Annotated in this window: 18 protein-coding genes; 12 read left to right on the top strand and 6 right to left on the bottom strand. The window is 71.2% G+C overall.

The window, feature by feature from the left end:
* The first annotated feature begins 5 nt into the window (after positions 1-5).
* The 6 genes from ABZU74_RS16445 (at position 6) to urtE (ending at position 6,363) form a co-directional block, all read left to right on the top strand.
* Positions 6-1,088, top strand: coding sequence for a substrate-binding domain-containing protein (locus ABZU74_RS16445; RefSeq protein ID WP_355423975.1), 1,083 nt, complete (start codon positions 6-8; stop codon positions 1,086-1,088).
* 418 nt (positions 1,089-1,506) lie between these two features.
* Positions 1,507-2,751: an urea ABC transporter substrate-binding protein gene (gene urtA, locus ABZU74_RS16450; protein WP_355423977.1), complete on the top strand. Its 1,245-nt coding sequence runs from the start codon at positions 1,507-1,509 to the stop codon at positions 2,749-2,751.
* Between the two features lie 75 nt (positions 2,752-2,826).
* Positions 2,827-3,714: an urea ABC transporter permease subunit UrtB gene (gene urtB, locus ABZU74_RS16455; RefSeq protein WP_355423980.1), complete on the top strand. Its 888-nt coding sequence runs from the start codon at positions 2,827-2,829 to the stop codon at positions 3,712-3,714.
* On the top strand, positions 3,711-4,898 hold the full coding sequence (gene urtC / locus ABZU74_RS16460; protein WP_355423983.1) for an urea ABC transporter permease subunit UrtC: 1,188 nt from the start codon (positions 3,711-3,713) through the stop codon (positions 4,896-4,898). Before urtB ends, urtC begins: the two co-directional genes overlap by 4 nt.
* Complete coding sequence (gene urtD / locus ABZU74_RS16465; protein WP_355423986.1) at positions 4,895-5,671, top strand: urea ABC transporter ATP-binding protein UrtD; 777 nt, start codon at positions 4,895-4,897, stop codon at positions 5,669-5,671. Before urtC ends, urtD begins: the two co-directional genes overlap by 4 nt.
* Entirely contained in the window at positions 5,671-6,363 is a 693-nt protein-coding gene (gene urtE / locus ABZU74_RS16470) for an urea ABC transporter ATP-binding subunit UrtE (protein ID WP_355423989.1), read from the top strand. Before urtD ends, urtE begins: the two co-directional genes overlap by 1 nt.
* A 15-nt stretch (positions 6,364-6,378) precedes the next feature.
* Here urtE and ABZU74_RS16475 read toward each other — a convergent pair whose 3' ends face one another.
* Positions 6,379-7,254 carry an alpha/beta hydrolase gene (locus ABZU74_RS16475; protein WP_355423992.1) on the bottom strand — a complete coding sequence of 292 codons (876 nt, stop codon included), beginning with the start codon at positions 7,252-7,254 and terminating at the stop codon, positions 6,379-6,381.
* Positions 7,255-7,340: 86 nt separating this feature from the next.
* Entirely contained in the window at positions 7,341-8,375 is a 1,035-nt protein-coding gene (locus tag ABZU74_RS16480; protein ID WP_355423995.1) for a LacI family DNA-binding transcriptional regulator, read from the bottom strand.
* Positions 8,376-8,509: 134 nt separating this feature from the next.
* On the opposite strand from ABZU74_RS16480, the gene ABZU74_RS16485 reads away from it, so the two are divergent.
* Both ABZU74_RS16485 and ABZU74_RS16490 read left to right on the top strand, forming a co-directional pair.
* Entirely contained in the window at positions 8,510-9,454 is a 945-nt protein-coding gene (locus tag ABZU74_RS16485) for a LamG-like jellyroll fold domain-containing protein (protein WP_355423998.1), read from the top strand.
* Between the two features lie 37 nt (positions 9,455-9,491).
* Positions 9,492-11,615 carry a PQQ-dependent sugar dehydrogenase gene (locus ABZU74_RS16490; protein WP_355424000.1) on the top strand — a complete coding sequence of 708 codons (2,124 nt, stop codon included), beginning with the start codon at positions 9,492-9,494 and terminating at the stop codon, positions 11,613-11,615.
* On the opposite strand, the gene ABZU74_RS16495 is transcribed toward ABZU74_RS16490, so the two are convergent.
* The 3 genes from ABZU74_RS16495 to trpB are packed head-to-tail and all read right to left on the bottom strand — an operon-like array spanning position 11,612 to position 14,300.
* Entirely contained in the window at positions 11,612-12,343 is a 732-nt protein-coding gene (locus tag ABZU74_RS16495; protein WP_355424003.1) for a GntR family transcriptional regulator, read from the bottom strand. The genes ABZU74_RS16490 and ABZU74_RS16495 overlap by 4 nt on opposite strands.
* 56 nt (positions 12,344-12,399) lie before the next feature.
* Positions 12,400-13,122, bottom strand: a complete 723-nt coding sequence (gene trpA / locus ABZU74_RS16500; protein WP_355424006.1) for a tryptophan synthase subunit alpha — start codon at positions 13,120-13,122, stop codon at positions 12,400-12,402.
* Positions 13,119-14,300, bottom strand: a complete 1,182-nt coding sequence (gene trpB / locus ABZU74_RS16505) for a tryptophan synthase subunit beta (RefSeq protein WP_355424009.1) — start codon at positions 14,298-14,300, stop codon at positions 13,119-13,121. The genes trpA and trpB overlap by 4 nt, the downstream gene beginning before the upstream one ends.
* 105 nt (positions 14,301-14,405) lie before the next feature.
* On the opposite strand from trpB, the gene ABZU74_RS16510 reads away from it, so the two are divergent.
* The 4 genes from ABZU74_RS16510 to ABZU74_RS16525 all read left to right on the top strand — a co-directional run bounded on the left by ABZU74_RS16510 (position 14,406) and on the right by ABZU74_RS16525 (position 17,081).
* On the top strand, positions 14,406-14,876 hold the full coding sequence (locus tag ABZU74_RS16510; RefSeq protein WP_355424012.1) for a molybdenum cofactor biosysynthesis protein: 471 nt from the start codon (positions 14,406-14,408) through the stop codon (positions 14,874-14,876).
* A 97-nt stretch (positions 14,877-14,973) separates the two neighbouring features.
* Positions 14,974-15,672: a nucleotidyltransferase domain-containing protein gene (locus ABZU74_RS16515; RefSeq protein ID WP_355424015.1), complete on the top strand. Its 699-nt coding sequence runs from the start codon at positions 14,974-14,976 to the stop codon at positions 15,670-15,672.
* Positions 15,669-16,451, top strand: coding sequence for a nucleotidyltransferase domain-containing protein (locus ABZU74_RS16520; protein WP_355424018.1), 783 nt, complete (start codon positions 15,669-15,671; stop codon positions 16,449-16,451). Before ABZU74_RS16515 ends, ABZU74_RS16520 begins: the two co-directional genes overlap by 4 nt.
* Positions 16,452-16,559: 108 nt before the next feature.
* Positions 16,560-17,081, top strand: coding sequence for a hypothetical protein (locus ABZU74_RS16525; protein ID WP_355424021.1), 522 nt, complete (start codon positions 16,560-16,562; stop codon positions 17,079-17,081).
* A gap of 7 nt (positions 17,082-17,088) precedes the next feature.
* On the opposite strand, the gene ABZU74_RS16530 is transcribed toward ABZU74_RS16525, so the two are convergent.
* A complete protein-coding gene (locus ABZU74_RS16530; RefSeq protein ID WP_355424023.1) occupies positions 17,089-17,466 on the bottom strand; it encodes a nuclear transport factor 2 family protein in 378 nt (125 codons plus the stop codon).
* Between the last annotated feature and the right edge of the window lie 67 nt (positions 17,467-17,533).

Below are 17,533 nucleotides of genomic sequence, written 5' to 3' on the forward strand. Positions count from 1 at the left end.
TCCTCATGTCCGCGCCGGCACCGCCGTGGCTGACCGTCGACCGTGCCGTGGTCAGCATCGCGCTGGTCTACCCGATGCGCGGGCCGGCCGGCATGTTCGGCCCCACCTGCGAGCTCTGCGCGCAGCTCGCGGTGGAGGAGATCAATCGGTGCGGTGGCGTGCTGGGCCGGGAGGTGCGGCTGGTGCCGGTCGACGGTGGCGCGCCGCCGGTCGAGGTGGCCGCCGAGGTCGAGGCGTTGGTGTCGGTGGGAGCCGTGCAGGGGGTGACGGGGTGGCACATCTCCTCGGTGCGCCAGGCGTTGGCGCCCCGCGTCGCGCACCGGGTGCCGTACGTCTACACCGCACTCTACGAGGGCGGTGAGCGTACCGAAGGGGTCTTCCTGACCAGCGAGACGCCCGACGCCCAACTGTGGCCGGCGATGCGGCTGCTCGCCGGGGAGCAGGGCGTGCGTCGCTGGTTCGTGGTGGGCAACGACTACGTGTGGCCGCGCCGAACGTCGCGGGCGGCCCAGCGGTACGCGCTACGCGGCGGGGGGCAGGTGGTGGGTCGGCACTTCCTGCCGTTGGACGCGCACGACTTCACCGAGGTGTTGCGCCGCATCGAGCACAGTGACGCGGACGCGGTATTGATGCTGCTGGTCGGTGCCGACGCGGTGCGGTTCAACCGCGCGTTCGCCCGCTCCGGTCTGGACCAGCGTTGCCTGCGGCTGAGCACCCTGATGGACGAGAACATGCTGCTGGCCAGCGGCGCCGGCGCGACCCGGAGGTTGTACAGCACGGCGGGCTTCTTCGCCGGGCTGGTCACCCAGGAGAATCTCGACTTCCACGGCGAGTTCGCGCGGCGCTTCGGGGTGGAGGCACCACCGCTGGGCAGCCTGGGGGAGTCCTGCTACGAGGGCGTGATGCTGCTCGCCGCGCTGATCGGCCAGGCCCGCGCCCTCGACGTACGGGCCATCGAGACGGCCGCGGACACGGTCGCCTACCACGGGCCGCGGGGGCGGCTGCGGCTGCGCCAGCGGCACGTGCGTCAGCGCATCTACCTGGCCGAGGCCGACGGGCTCGACTTCACAGTGCTCGCCCAGCTCTGAACCGGGCACGGCAGTCGGCCCACCCGACCCTTGACAGCGGCACCCGACACCGCCCTAAGATACTTCCTGCGTGAAGTATCTGGCCCCGGGGTCGGATCTCACCATTGTGTGCCCACCGTCGGCGAATTCTCCGTCGACCATTGTGGTGGCACTTATCTTGCGTCTCTCCGAACGGCCGGCACCGTTTCCTCCCCACGGTGTCGGCCGTTTTTCGTGCGCGCCTCGACAGCCCCTCGGAAACAGTCAATTAAGGACCGGGAAACACCCGCGCAATCATGCCGGTCGACGCTTTCCCTGCCCATATCCGATCCGGTGCCCTGCGCGGCGTCCACCCGTCGACCTCGGCATCGCCCACGTCAGCTCCATCGGACCGCACCGACCGTCCTTTCGCCACTTGAGCGCACCGCAGGGAGAATAGATGTCATTATTCCGGGGCCGCCGCATCCTGGCGGGTGCCATGACAGTGGTCGCCGCGGCCGCGATGACCGCGTGCGGCAGCAAGACCACCGACGAGGGCGGCACGACCGGCGTCACCGCCGACGTCTCCGGCGACACCGTCAAGGTGGGCCTGCTCAACTCGCTCTCCGGGACCATGGCGATCAGCGAGGTCACCGTCCGCGACTCCATCATGCTCGCCGTCGAAGAGATCAACGCGGCCGGCGGTGTCCTCGGCAAGAAGATCCAGCCGGTCGGTGAGGACGGCGCCTCCGACTGGCCCACCTTCGCGGAGAAGGCCGAAAAGCTGATCTCCGAGGACCGGGTGGCCGCCGTCTTCGGCTGTTGGACGTCGGCCAGCCGCAAGGCGGTCAAGCCGGTGTTCGAGAAGAACAAGGCGTTGCTGTTCTACCCGGTGCAGTACGAGGGTCTGGAGCAGTCGCCCTACATCTTCTACACCGGAGCGACGACAAACCAGCAGATCGTTCCCGGGCTCGACTATCTCAAGTCACAGGGCGCGAAGTCGGTCTATCTGGTCGGCAGCGACTACGTCTTTCCCCGGACCGCCAACAAAATCATCAAGGCGTACGCCACCGCGAACGGGATGACGGTGCTGGGTGAGGATTACGCGCCCCTCGGGTCGACCGAGTTCGGCACCATCGTCAACAAGGTCAAATCCTCCGGCGCGGACGCGGTGTTCAACACCCTCAACGGTGACAGCAACGTGGCCTTCTTCAAGGAATACAAGTCGGCCGGTCTGACCGCCGCCGCGATGCCTGTGGTGTCGGTGTCGATCGCCGAGGAAGAGGTCAAGGGCATCGGCACCCAGTACCTGGAGGGCCAACTGACGGCCTGGAACTACTACCAGACCACCCCAGGCGCGGCGAACTCGAAGTTCGTGGCCGCGTACAAGGCGAAGTACGGCGCGGACAAGCCGACGAGCGATCCGATGGAGGCCGCCTACGTCGGCGTCCACCTATGGAAGGCGATGGTCGAGAAGGCCGGCGCCTTCGACGTGGAGAAGGTCCGTTCCGCCTCGGACGGGATCACCTTCGACGCGCCGGAGGGTCTGGTCACCGTCGACGGCAAGACCCAGCACATCGCCAAGACCGCCCGGATCGGCAAGATCGGCGCGGACGGTCTGATCACCGAGGTGTGGAACTCCGGCAAGCCGGTCGCGCCGGACCCGTACCTCAAGACCTACCCGTGGGCGAGCGGCCTGAGCTGACGACGCCGGCCCGGGCGGAACGCGTTGCCGCGCGCTCCGCCCGGGCCACCCGACCAGCAGTTCGGAGTACCCACCGTGACAGTCCTCTTCGGTCAACTCTTCACCGGCATCAGCATCGGCGCGGTGCTGCTGCTCATCGCGCTCGGCCTCGCGCTGACCTTCGGCCAGATGAACGTGATCAACATGGCGCACGGTGAGTTCATCATGGCCGGCGCGTACACCACCTACGTGCTGCAACAGAGCATCACCGGCGCCGGCCTGTCGCTGGTGGTCGCGCTGCCGGTGGCGTTCGTGGTCGCCGGCACCATGGGTGTCCTGCTGGAGGTGCTGCTCATCCGCCGGCTCTACGCCCGACCACTGGACACCCTGCTGGTCACCTGGGGTGTGTCACTGATGTTGCAACAACTGGCCCGGGACATCTTCGGCAGCCCGAACGTGCAGACCCGCGCGCCCGAGCTGCTCACCGGCAACGTGGCGCTGCCCGGCGGGCTGACCATCGCCAACAACCGGCTGTTCATCCTGGCCCTGGCGTTGGCCGCCGTCGCGGCGCTCACCCTGGCGCTGCGGCTCACCCCGCTCGGGCGTCGTATCCGCGCGGTGGTGCAGAACCGCGATCTCGCCGCCGTGTCCGGCGTCGCCACCGCCCGGGTCGACCGGACGACCTTCTTTCTCGGCTCCGGCCTGGCCGGGCTCGCCGGGGTGGCCCTCACCCTGCTCGGTCCGATCGGCCCGACAATGGGCACCAACCTGATCATCGACGCCTTCCTGGTCGTCGTGGTCGGCGGGATCGGCCAGCTCAAGGGCAGCGTGATCGTCGCCTTCGCCCTCGGCGTGCTCCAGGCCACCGGGGAGTACCTGACCACCCTCAGCGTCGCCAAGGTGATCGTGTTCGTGGCGATCGTCGCGTTCCTCCAGTGGCGGCCACAGGGCCTGTTCACCCTGCGGACCAGGAGCCTCGCATGACCGCCGTCACCCCCGCGCCACCCGACACAGCCGTCCGCCCGGCGCCCGCCGGGGCCGTACCACCGGGCCGGCCCGCCGGCCGCTCGCGACTGCGGACCCTGGCCGGCTTCGCCTTCGGCGCGGCGCTGCTGTTCGCCGTCGCACCGCTGGCGCTGTCGGACTTCCGGCTGGCGCTGCTCGCCAAATACCTCTGCGTCGCCATGGTCGCGGTCGGTATCGGGATCGCCTGGGGCCGGGGCGGGATGCTCACCCTCGGCCAGGGCGTCTTCTTCGGCCTCGGCGGCTACGCGATGGCCATGCACCTCAAGCTCGCCGACGCGGGCCCGGGTGGGATGCCCGACTTCATGCAGCTGTACGGGCAACTCGACGAGCTGCCACTGTGGTGGCGGCCGTTCGCCAGCCCGTGGTTCGCGCTGCCCGCCACTGTGCTGCTGCCGATGGCTGTCGCCTTCGGGCTCGGCTCGCTGGTCTTCCGCCGCCGGGTCCGCGGCGCGTACTTCGCCATCCTCAGCCAGGCCCTCGCCGCTGCGATGGTGATCCTGCTGATCGGTCAGCAGGGCACCACGGGCGGCACCAACGGGCTCACCGACATCAAGGGCTTCTTCGGTTACGACCTGGACGATCCGGTCAACCAGCGGATGGTGTACTTCATCATCGCCGGCACGCTGCTGGCGTTGCTCGCGCTGACCCGTCAGCTCATCCACAGTCGCTACGGCGAGCTGTTGGTGGCGGTCCGCGACGGTGAGGAACGGGTCCGCTTCCTGGGCTACGACCCGGCGTCGGTCAAGCTGGTGGCGTACGTGGTCGCGGCGGGCATGGCCGGGCTGGCCGGTGCGCTGTTCGTGCCGGCGGTGGGCATCATCTCGCCCGCGCTGATCGGCATCGTCCCGTCGATCGAGTTCGTCATCGGCGTCGCGGTGGGCGGCCGGGCGACAGTGCTCGGGCCGGTGCTCGGCGCGGTGGCGGTGGCCTGGGCGCGTACCGCCCTCTCCGAGCGTTTCCCGGGCACCTGGACGTACCTTCAGGGGTTGCTCTTCGTGGTCGTGGTGGCGTTCCTTCCCGGTGGCCTGGCGTCGCTGTGGGCGTTGACCCGCCGCCGTGAGGTGGGCGCGCCGCCGCTGCGGCGCGGGTGGTTGTCGGTGGGTCGACGACGGGCCGAGCGGACGGAGGTGCCGGCGGCATGAGTGGCGAGCGGTTGGACGGGTTGTCCGTCCGTGACGTGCGGGTCAGCTTCGACGGTTTCACCGCCGTGGACGGCGTCTCGTTGGAGGTGCCCGCCGGCGACATCCGGTTCCTGATCGGACCGAACGGCGCCGGCAAGACCACGCTGGTCGACGCGATCACCGGCCTGGTCCGGGCCACCGGCTCGGTCCGGTTCGGTGACGAGGAACTGCTCGGCCGGCCGGTGCACCGGATCAGTCGGCTCGGTATCGGCCGGACCTTCCAGACCTCGACGGTCTTCGAGGAGCTGTCGGTGTTGCAGAACCTCGACATCGCCGCCGGCGCCCGGCGCAGCTGGGCGACCCTGGCCCGCCGCCGCCGGGGCGTCCCGGACGCGGTCGCCGCCGCGTTGGAGACCATCGGACTGGCCGCGCGGGCCGCGCACCTCGCCGGGACGCTCGCGCACGGCCAGAAGCAGTGGCTGGAGATCGGCATGCTGCTGGTGCAGGACGCGCGGCTGCTGCTGCTGGACGAGCCGGTGGCCGGGATGAGCCACGAGGAACGCGACGCCACGGGCGCCCTGCTGGAGACGGTGAGTCGGGATCGCACTGTCGTGGTGATCGAGCACGACATGGACTTCCTGCGTCGGTTCGCGCGCAGCGTCACAGTGCTGCACGCCGGCCGGGTGCTCAGCGAGGGCACTGTGGCGCAGGTCCAGGCGGACCCGCGCGTGCAGGAGGTCTACCTTGGCCACCCGGTCGACGCCGGGTCGGCCCGTACCGGCCGGGAGGCATGATGCTGACACTGCGCGGGGTGCACGCCGGGTACGGGCGCTCTCGGGTGCTGCACGGGGTCGACCTGGCGGTCCCGCCCGACGGGGTGGCCGCCGTCCTCGGGCACAACGGCGCCGGCAAGAGCACCCTGCTGCGGGTCGCGGCCGGGCTGCTGCGCCCGAGCGCCGGCACCGTCGAGCTGGACGGCGAGGACGTCACCCGCGCCGGCCCGCACGAGCGGGTGGCGCGGGGAATGGCGTACGTCCCGCAGGGTCAGCAGTGCTTCCCGCACCTGACGGCGGCAGAGAACCTGCGGCTGGTCGCGGACGGCCGGCGCGACGGGGCGGTGGCCACCGCGGAGGTGCTGGACCTGTTTCCGGCGCTACGCCCGCTGCTGCGGCGTCGGGCCGGGCTACTCTCCGGCGGTCAGCGCCAGCAGCTGGCCGTCGCCCGTGCCCTGATCACCCGGCCGCGGCTGCTGATGCTCGACGAGCCGACCGAGGGCATCCAGCCGTCGGTGGTGGCGGAGATCCAGGAGCGGATCGTCGAGCTGACCCGGCAGTCCGGTTTCAGTGTGCTGCTCGTCGAGCAGCACCTGGGTTTCGCGTTGCGGGTGGCGGACCGCTACCACGTGCTGGAGTCGGGCCGGGTCACCTCGCACGGCGACGGGGGTGTCACGGCGGAGCGGGAGGTCCGGGCGGCCCTGGCGGTCTGATCGGCGGGGCGCTGGTCAGGGCTGGACGCGGCTGAGGAAGTCGCGAACCAGCCGGACGACCTCGTCGAGGTGCGTCTCGAGCAGCCAGTGCCCGCCGTCGAGCAGGTGCAGCTCGGCGTCGGGCAGGTCCCGCAGGTACGCGCGGGCGGCGCCCTCCGGCATGTAGCCGTCGTGCGGTCCCCACACGATCAGCGTGGGCGGCCGGTGGGTCCGCAGGTACTCCTGCTGGCGGGGGAACCACGCGACGGTGCTGCCCTGGTCGGCGAGGAGGCGCAGCCAGGCGTCGCGCCGCCGGGGTTCCCGCACCAGCGCACCGGAGAGCCGCCACAGATCGGGGCTGACCCGGTCGGTCAGCCGGTCCGGCAGCTCGCCCAGGAATTCACGCCGGAAGCCCTCCTCCGTGATCGCGGTGGCCAGCTGCTCCCGGCCCTCGTCGGTCGGGTCACGCCAGAATCGTTTCAGCGGCTCGTACTTGGGTCCGTGCTGGTCGGGGTAGATGTCGCCGTTCTGGATGACGAGGCCGGCGACCCGCCCCGGCGCTGCCATCGCCAGTCGCAACCCGAACTGGCTGCCGTAGTCCTGGAGGTAGACCACGTAGCGGGTGAGCCCCAGTGTGTCGACGAAGCGTTGGAGCAGGTCGGCGTGGGCGTCGAAGGTGTACGCGAACCGGCTGGGATCGGGCAGGTCGCTGTAGCCGAAGCCGGGGTAGTCGGGTGCGATGGCGCGCCAGCGGTCGGCCAGCGCGGGCAGCAGGTGGCGAAACTGGAACGACGACGACGGGTACCCGTGTGGCAGCAGCACGACCGGCGCGTTGACGGGACCGGCCTCGCGGTAGAAGATCGTGATGCCGTCGACCTCGACCGTCCGGTGCCGTACAGCGATGTCGGCCATGACCTCTCCTGACACGTCACGGGTTGGTGGGCTCCCTTGACCGTGCCAGAAGTCCAGTCGTCATGAGGTGGCATCGCCGCGGCCGGTCAGGCCGTTGGCGCGGGCCCGGTCGAGTCGCGGACCACCAGCAGGTGGCCGGTGGGACGACGGCGGGGGCGGGTCGTGCGCGGCTTGAGCGCGAGGGTGAGTGCCGTGCGGCCCATCTCGGTCATCGGCAGGCGGATGGTGGTGAGGCTGGGTGCGAGGTCGGCCGCCACGGAGACGTCGTCGAAGCCGACCACTGACATCCGCGCCGGCACCGGCACCCGGCGGGACCGCAGGGTCGACAGCACGCCCATGGCCATCACGTCGTTGAGCGCGATGATCGCCGTCGTCTCGGGATGGTCGTTGAGGATCTGTTCGGCGGCGGCCCGGCCACCGCCGCGGGTGAAGTCGCTGTGTACGACGGCGAGGTCGGCGGGGGATCGCCCGCGCTGCCGCAGGGCCGATGACACTCCGGCCAGCCGGTCGGCGACGGTGGTGAGGCCGGCGCTTCCCGCGGCGACCGCGATCCGCTGGTGGCCGAGATCCATCAGGTGCTGGGCGAGGGCGTGGCCGCCGGCCTCGTTGTCCGGCAGGACCGCGTCGACGCCGAGCGCGTGCCGTCCGATGGCGGCGGCCCGTCCGCCGTGGTCCTGGAACGCGTCCAGTTCGGCGCGGGCCGCGCTCTCCATCCGCGGGTCGTCGTACCCGGAACCGCTGATCAGGACGATGCCAACCCGCTGGGCGATCAGGTGGCGCAGCTGTTGCAGCTCGTAGCCGGGGTCGCGGCCGGACTGGCAGATCTGCACCAGCAGCCCCTGTTCGGCGGCGAGTTGGATGACCCCGGCGGCGATCTCGGAGAAGTACGGGTCGTCGATCTGATGGACGATCAACCCCACTGTGGAGGTGGCGCCGCTGGCCAGGGTGCGGGCGTGCGGGTTGGCCACGTAGCCCAGCTCCCGGGCGATCTGCCGGATCCGGCCGGCGACCTCGGCGCTGACCCCTGCACGGCCGGCGAGGGCGCGGGAGGCGGTCGCCAGTGAGACGGCCGCGTGTTCGGCGACGTCCGCGAGGCGCGGGCGCCGGCTGGCCCTGGGCAATCCGCAACCCTCCGGAAACATTCGTGTCACCCGATCTATTGCGAGTGACATTGATCGAAGCCTAGGGTACGTAAGCGCTTACGTAAGCGCTTACGTGACCGGCATCCGGCATGCCGCGAAACGAGGTGACAGCCATGTCCAGGGCCCGACGAGCGGCCATCTCCCTGCTGACGATTGGCGCACTGACCGCCGGTACGCCACCGGCGCAGGCGGATCGGGGCAGCTCACCCGACGTCCACCCGGCGCTGCGCGCGCACCTGGTCGCCGCGTACGACTTCGACCACCCGGTGCCCGGCGACCCCGCCCTCGAACGCGACCAGGGCCGTTCCGGCACCGAGATCGAGCTGATCAACGGCGGCGCCGCCATGCGGGTGCCGGACCGCGCCTACCGGGGCAGCCGCAACGCGGTGCAGACCCGGCAGGTCGACCCCACGGTTGCTGGCAACGACGACTGGAAGGCCGGCACCTGGTCGGCCAGCGGGGTGCGGACGCTGCGCGCCTTCAGCGCCACCGCGGGCACCACGGTCATGGGCTGGTTCAAGCTGAACATGGACAGCCCGTTGCCCAACTCCACCACCGCAGACCCGGACGACAGGTACAACGCCATCGGGCTGGCCGGAGTGTTGACCGGCGACTCCGACGGCCACGGCGTCCGCGCCCTGCTGGAGCTGATCGACGTCGACGGGCAGCTGCGCCTCGTCGCGCTCGGCCGGCGGCTCGACGGCGGCAACTCGCAGACCTTCGCCGCCACCCAGGACTGGCGCGAGCTGCTGCCGGTGGGGGAGTGGGTGCACCTGGCCGCCACCTTCGACTTCGACACCGGCGCGCTCGCCCTCTACCGCAACGGCGAACCGGTGGACGGCTTCTACACCCGCGCCGATGACCCGTGGCTGGTGTCCGGGCCGGGCCCGCACCTGACCACCGCGTCCGACCCCCGGGGCATCAAGATCGGCGGCAGTTTTCCCCAGGACACCCTGGAACGCAACCCGTGCGACTGCCGGATGGACGGCCTGATGTTTTTCGACAGTGTGGTCTCCGCGACCGACGTGCGGAGGCAGTACCACCACCTTGCCCGCTGACCACCCTCGGCACCGTCCCACCGAGAAGGAGACACGCGTGCGCACCCTGCACCGCCGCGCCGGCACCGTCCGCCGGCCCACAGTGAGGGCCGGCCTCACCGCCCTCGTGCTGATCCTGTCCACACTGGTCGCCACGCCCGCGCGGGCCGCCGACGCGGTCTACGACCCGATCCCCGAGATGCCGGTCCAGTCCCGTCTCGGGCTGGTCCTCAGCGAGTACGCCAGCTTCCCCCAGTCGTACCCCACACCGGCGCCGACCGACGCGCGGCTGATGCGTACCGCGCGGATCAACACCATCATGGAGGTGCCCGACGGCTCCGGCCGGCGGGCGGTGCCCGACCTCAACGGCAGCCTCTACCTGGTCGAGGGCGGCGTGCCACACGTCTACCTGGACGTGGCCGCGACGTTCGCACCGCGGTTCTTCTCCGGTCGTGGGCTGGGCCAGGGCTTCGGGTACGTCGCGTTCCACCCGGAGTTCGGGGTGAACGGGCGGTTCTACACCATCCACACCGAGTTGGCGTCCACGACCACCGCCACCCCGGACTTCGCCCAGCCCAACACGCTCTTCCACGGGGTCATCACCGAGTGGACGGCGACCGATCCGGCCGCCGCCACCTTCGTCGGTACGCACCGCGAGGTGCTGCGCATCGGCTTCGGCGGCCAGATTCACGGCATCCAGGAGATCAACTTCAACCCCACGGCCAAGCGCCACGACCGCGACTACGGCCTGCTGTACCTCGCGGTCGGCGACGGTGGCCAGGGCGCCCGCAACACCGACCCGCAGAACCTGGCCCTGCCCCACGGCAAGCTGCTGCGGATCGACCCACGGGGCACCAACTCCGCGAACGGGCGCTACGGCATCCCGCCGACGAACCCGTTCGTCGGCCGGGCCGGCGCGCTCGGCGAGCTCTACGCAGTGGGTTTCCGGGACCCGCACCGGTTCAGCTGGGACCGGGCGACCGGCCGGATGTACCTCGGGCACATCGGCGAACACGCCGTCGAGGCGATCTACGAGGTCCGCGCCGGGGACAACTTCGGCTGGAGCGAGCGCGAGGGCTCGTTCGTCTTCGACAAGACCGCCACCAACCCCTGCGACCGGCTGCTCCCGCTGCCCGCCGACGACGCCAGCTACGGCTACACCTACCCGGTCGCCGCGTACGACCACGACCCCGCCGCCGGCTGGAACTGCACCGACGATGTCGGTGTCGCGGTGGCCGGCGGCTTCGTCTACCGGGGGCGGGCGCTGCCCGCGCTGCGGGGCAAGTACGTCTTCGGTGACCTGGTCGACGGCCGGGTGCTCTACACCGAGGCCAGCGAGATGCGCCGGGGACGGGGACTGGCCACAATCCACCAGCTCGCGCTCTTCAACGCGGCGGGCACCCCGGTCCGGATGCGCGAGCTGTCGTCGCCGGGCGCGCCCGGCGACCCCAACCGGGTGGACCTGCGCTTCGGCACCGACGCCGCCGGTGAGCTCTACGTCCTCGCGAAGGCCAACGGGAAGGTCTGGAAGGTGACCGGCACCAGGGAGTTCGCCAGCGGCGACGTCGGAGACGTCACAGTGCGCCGCACCGCCGGGGCCGCGAACTGGGCGCCGGTGACACCGGCGAAGTGGCAGTTCACCCGCGACCAGGTCATCCTGGCCGAGGCCGGGGAGAGCCGACCGGGTCCGCGCCGGCCCTTCGAGTACGCCGTGCTGACCAACGGCCCGGCGTGGTCGTCGGTGCGGGTCGACGCCCAGGTACGACTCGACACACCGGTGGAGGTCACCAACCGGGACGTGATCATCGTCTTCGGCTGGCGCTCGGACACCGAGTTCTACTACGCCCACCTCTCCACCGACAACACGATCTATCCGCACAACGGCATCTTCAAGGTGAACAACGCCGACCGGGAGCGCATCGACCACCAGTGGAACGGCCGGTCCCGGGGCGCCAACCCGGCGATCACCGACGCCGACTGGCACCGCGTGCGGGTGGTGCACCTGCCGGCCACCGGTGAGATCGCCGTCTACGTCGACGGGCACCGGGACCCGCTGCTGACCGCGAAGGACACCACGTTCGGCTCGGGGCGGGTCGGCTTCGGCTCGTTCGACAACGTGGGCCGACTGCGCAACCTGACCGTCACCGGCACACCGGCCGGAACCGGGTCGCGGTCGAGCTAGACCGCCCCGTAATGGAGGGACAGCCCGGTGGCGGCCCGGTCGGCGGTGATCTGCAGCATGCTTCCCAACATCGTCGCCCGGTCCGTCACCAGGGCCGTCCCGTCGCGCGCGTACGTGATTCGGTCGCTGACCAGCACCGGCGCTCCCTCGGCCTCGTCCAGATGCCGGGCCGCTGCCGCGCTCAACACCTCCGGCCGGATCGTCTCCGCGGCCCGGGCCACCACCAGCCCGAGGTCGGCCAGGGCCGCGTACAACGATGTGCCGGTGAAGTCCACGTCGTGCAACCGGCTCGCGTGCGGCTCCCGTACCCAGGAAATCTGATGGATGGCGCGGCGGCCAGCGAACGCGCGGACCCGTTCGAGACGCAGGCCCGTCTCGGCCTCGCGGACCCGCAACCGGGCCGCGACGCGCGAGGGCACGCGGCGCTGCGCGCGGGAGATCACCGTCGTGTGGACCTCGTGGCCCTGCTCGCGCAGGTCGTCGCCGAAGCTCCGCAAGGATCCCAGCTGGTACGCCGCGTGGGCCGGTGCGACGAAGGTGCCCTTGCCGGGTTGCTGGACGATCAGCCCCTCGGCGCTCAGTTCGCGCAGGGCCTGCCGCAGTGTCATCAGTGTGACGCCGTACGCCGTGCTCAGCTCGCGTTGCGCGGGCAGCGCCTCGCCCGGCACGTAGTGGCCGTCGCGGATCTTGGCGGCGAGGTCGGCGGCGATGGCCCGATAGCGTGCCACTGGTCTGCCTCCCGATGCGTCGACTGTCCCCTCCCGTCATCGACGGCCACCGCCGATCATCGCACGGGGGCCACCTCGGACAGCGCGGCCCGCAGCGACGCCACGAAGGCGCCCACCTCGGCGGGGCTCGCCCCGTCGAGGATGCGCCGCATGACCGCCGCGCCGACGATGACTCCGTCGGCGACCGCCGCCGCCTCGCCCGCCTGCTCCGGGGTGGAGATGCCGAAGCCCAGCAACACGGGTAGGTCGGTGACCTGCTTGAGCCGGGCGGCCAGCGTGACGGCCGACGGCGCGAGCCGATCGCGTTCGCCGGTCGTGCCCATGACCGAGATGGCGTACACGAAACTCTGGCTGCGCCGGCCGATCTCGGCGAGCCGGTCGTCCGGCGTGGCGGGCGAGGCGAGCAGACTCACCTGGACGCCCGGCACGTCCAGTCCGGCCAGCTCGTCGAGGGGCAGGTCGGGCACGATCAGCCCGGTCACCCCGGCCGCCGTGAGCGTGTCGCCGAACCCCGGCCGCAGCGCGATGTTGGCGTACGTGCTGGCGACGACGGGGATGCCTACCCGCGCTCCGGCGAGGTCTGCCAGAACCGAGGCGGGCGTGGTACCTCGGGCGAGCGCCGCGTCCGAGGATTCCTGAATGGTGCGGCCGTCCACAGTGGGATCGGAGAACGGCAGCCCGACCTCGATCATGTCGGCTCCGGCCTGCTCGAAGGCGCTCAGGAACGCCGTCCAGCCTGGCACGATCCCGCCGGTGACGTAGGGCATCAGCAGCTTCATCCGAGGTCCGCCTCCGCGATCAGGGTGGTCACGTCCTTGTCGCCGCGCCCCGAGAGGGTGACGAGCACCGTCGATCCGCTGGGCAGCTCCGGCGTGCCGGCGGCGCGTACGACCCAGGCGATCGCGTGGGCCGACTCGATGGCGGGCAGCACGCCCTCCGCCCGCGCCAGCCGGACTGCGGCCGCGACCGCCTCCTCGTCGGAGGCGGTGACGTACCGGGCGCGCCCCAGATCGCGCAGGTACGCGTGCTCGGGGCCGACGCCCGGGTAGTCCAGCCCGGCCGCGACCGAGTGCGCCTCCTTGATCTGCCCGTGCTCGTCCTGGAGGAAGAGCGACTGGAAACCGTGCAGGACGCCCACCTCCCCGTTCGCCGCACCGGAGCCGCCCTCGGCTTCCACCCCGACGAGCTTCGCCGACGTCTCGACGAACCCGGCGAACGTGCCCGCCGCGTTGCTGCCGCCGCCGACGCAGGCGACCACGTAGTCGGGGGTGGCAGCGGGCAGTTCGGCCGCGCACTGCCGCCGGGCCTCGTCACCGATGACGCGCTGGAACTCACGGACCATCGTCGGATAGGGGTGCGGACCGATGACCGAGCCCACGCAGTAGTACGCCTCGTCGGCGTCTGTCACCCAGTGGCGCATGGCCTCGCTGGTGGCGTCCTTCAGCGTTCGGCTGCCGGTGGTCACCGGAACGACCTCGGCGCCCAGCAGCCGCATCCGGAAGACGTTGTGCGCCTGGCGTTGCACGTCGCGTTCGCCCATGAAGACCTTCACCGGTAAGCCCAGCAGGGCACCGGCCGTCGCCGTCGCGACGCCGTGCATGCCCGCTCCGGTCTCGGCGATCAGGCGCGTACGGCCCATGCGTCGGGCCAGCAACGCCTGCCCGAGGACGTTGTTGATCTTGTGTGATCCGGTGTGCGTCAGGTCTTCCCGCTTGAGCAGCACCGTCACGCCGAGTTCGCCCGACAGCCGCAGGGCTGGCGTCAGCGGGGTCGGCCGTCCCACGTGCGCCGACAGCAGCGCGGCGAAGCTGCCCCGGAACCCGGGATCAGCCCACGCCTGCGAGAAGGCGTCGGCGACCGCCTCGCAGGCCGGGATCAGGGACTCCGGCACGTACCGCCCGCCATAGCTTCCGTACCGCCCCGAAATCACTGAGGGCCGTGCTGTTATAGAACTCATGTGGCAGTTATAGAACAGATGGGTTCAACCTGGCAACAGGAGATGCGCCGGGGTCATCCGTCGACCTGCTCCGCGGCACCCGGTCCGCTTCGTAGAATTCCTGTCATGCCGGAGATCGTCGAGTTGCTGGCCTCGCCCGTGCACCGCTTCCTGGGCCGGCCCGCCGACGGCCCGGCAGCGGCCCCGCCCGGGGAGCTGGTCGACGTCGTCCGGATCCGAGCCGGCCTCGGCATCGTCGGCGACCGGTACTTCGGCCAACAGGCACACCGCGACGCCAGCGTCACAGTCATCGCCCAGGAGTCGCTGCCGGCCGGCATCGGCCTGGCCGAGGTGCGGCGCAACATCCTCACCACCGGGATCGCCGTGGACGAGTTGATCGGCAAAGTGCTGGTGCTGGACTCCGGCGACGGCCCGGTCAGCCTGCGGGTCAACCGGGCGGCCCGGCCGTGCGCCTGGATGGACGTCACCGTCGGCCCGGGGGCGTGGAAGGCGCTGCGCACCACCGGCGGCATCCGCTGCACACCCCTCAACGACGGCACCCTGCGCGTCGGCCCGATCGACGCCGTCGTGAGCTGAGGAAAGGGCTCGACGTCAGCACACCCGGACCGGCATGGTGTGCACCGGACAACGGCCGCCTGGGCGGTCGACGCAGCGCTCGGGGAAGGCGGCGGCAGTGGAACACACGCTGACGGATCAGCTGGTCGACGACCACACCATCCTGCAGGTGGTCGTCGGTTCCCGCGCGTTCGGGCTGTCCAGCGCCACCTCGGACACCGACCGACGCGGGGTGTACGCCCTGCCGGCCTCGACGTTCTGGGGGCTACGGAAACCCGCCCGGCACCACGACGGGCCGCTCGACGAGCAGGTGCGGTGGGAGGTGGAGAGGGTCTGCGCGCTCGGGCTGGCGGCGAATCCCACGGTCCTGGAGGTGCTGCACTCTCCGCTGGTGGAGACGTGCACCCCGCTGGGTGCGGAACTCCGGGCACTCACGCCGGCTTTCCTGTCCCGGCGGGCGGCCGACACCTATCTGCGGTACGCCACCGCGCAGTTCGGCAGGGCCGAGCGCGGGATTGCCCGCACCGGCGTTCCGGCGTGGCGGCACGTGATGCACCTGATCCGACTGCTGACCGCCGGGGGCGACCTGGTCCGCGCCGGCCGCCTGGTGCTGGACGTGGGCGCGGACCGGGACCGGCTGCTGGCGGTCAAGGCGGGTGAGGTGCCCTGGGCCGAGATCGTCGCCTGGCGGGACCGGCTGGTGAGCCGGATGACGGCCGACCTGGCCACCAGCCCGTTACCCGACCAGCCCGACGAGGCCAGGGTCGACCAGTGGTTGATCTCGGTCCGGGAACGCTCCGTACGGTGCGCGGCGTGACGGCCTGGGAGGGCGCGGGCCTGCCGGTCGGCGTCGATCTGACGGGCATCGTCGCCGAGCAGGCGCACCCGCTGGTGTTCGCCACCGTCTCCGGCGCCCACCTGTACGGGTTCCCCTCCATCGACTCGGACGTGGACCTGCGCGGCGCGCACCTCCTTCCGGTGCGGGACCTGATCGGGTTGACGCAGCCGAGCGAGACCCACACGGTGATGACCGACCGAGGCGGCGTGGAGCTGGACCTGGTCACCCATGACCTGCGCAAGTTCGTGCGGCTGATGCTGCGTCGCAACGGGTACGTGCTCGAACAGTTGCTGTCACCGCTGGTGGCGCACACCACCGCGGTGCACGCGGCATTGGTCGAGCTGGCGCCGCTGGTGCTGACCCGGCACCACGCGCACCACTACCGCGGCTTCGCTGCCGGCCAGCGGCGGCTGTTCGATACGACCGGCGAGCTGAAGCCACTGCTCTACGCCTTCCGGGCGCTGCTCACCGGCGTCCACCTGATGCGCACCGGCCGGATGCTGGCGCACCTGCCGAGCCTGCTGCTTGCCGAGGCCGCGCCGGCGTACCTCGCTGAGCTGATCGCGGCGAAGCGGTCCGCCGAACACGGCGGGCTGGACGGCCTGGTCACGGGCCCGGTCCTCGGCCGGGACCTCGCCGAGCTGACGGCGCGGCTCGACGAGGCGCAGCAGGACAGCCGGCTGCCGGAGCAACCCGCCGGGGCGGCACAGCTCGACGAACTGGTGGTGACGGCCCGGCTGGCCGAATCGGCGAGGTGACGCCGCGGCGAGCCGATGCGTGGTAGAACCAAACCGCGCATCGGCTCGTGGGTCTCCGGGCAGCCGGAGCCTTGCCGGACGGGACCTCATCCGAACAGAGGTGGTGCAGTGGACCTCGAGCTCCGGCAGCTCATCGAGGAGCTGCGGGCTGAGCTGGCCGATCTGCCGGACAGCCTGGCGTACGCCGAGTTCGGCGAGGGAGCGGCCATCGACGCCGTACCGGCGGGGCTCCCGGCCGACCTGCGGGACCTCCTGTTGGTGGCCGACGGGCTGCGGGCGGGTCGGGTCGAGCTGGCGTCCTTGTCGACCCTCCCGGGGATCCAGTACCACCTGGACTACGCGCCGGACTTCTCGTCCATCCCGCAGGACCGGGCGGGCTGGCTGGTGGTCGGCACCCGCAGCGACGAGCCGATCTTCATGGATCGTGGCACGGGAGCGATCTGGTACTTCCCCCCGAACGGCACCGAGTGGTTCATGTCCGAGGCGTTCGAGGAGCTCGCCCCCGACGTGGAATCCTTCGTGGACTACTACCTGCTCGGGCCGGGTTACGCCGACCTGACCCCGGCCGACGACAGGTGGTTCGCGTTCCTCGACGAGCAGGGCCTGCTCGACGAGGACGACGGGGACTGACGTCGAGTCAGACCGGGCTGATGTGTGCGGCCAGCACCCGCCAGCCGTGCGGGTCGTCGTGCACCCACGTGCGGGTGTAGCGCAGCCGCGCCGAGAACGGCGCCCCCTCGAAGACGCCGGACACCCGGCCCAGGAAGAACGTCACTCCCGTCGCACCGACGACGAGCAGGTCCAGCTCCTCCTCCACCAACTCCTCGACGACCGAGCGGCGCTCCCGGTGGGCGGCCAGGTCATCCTGCTTGGTGTGGATACGCCCGTCCGGGCCGATGGCGATCAGCTGGTCGACCAGCAGCTGATCGAGGGCCGCGACGTCGCCGGCCCGTTGGGCGGCCTGCAGGGTGCGCTCGGCGTCGAGCAGCTCAGCCTCACGTGCGCTGTCCGGCATCGTGACGTCCTCCCGTTCGGATCCGACCCGGTGTCACAGTCGGCCCGGGCTGTCCGCATTGTGGCAG

The organism is Micromonospora sp. NPDC005171 (assembly GCF_040608575.1).
Classification (GTDB): Bacteria; Actinomycetota; Actinomycetes; order Mycobacteriales; family Micromonosporaceae; genus Micromonospora.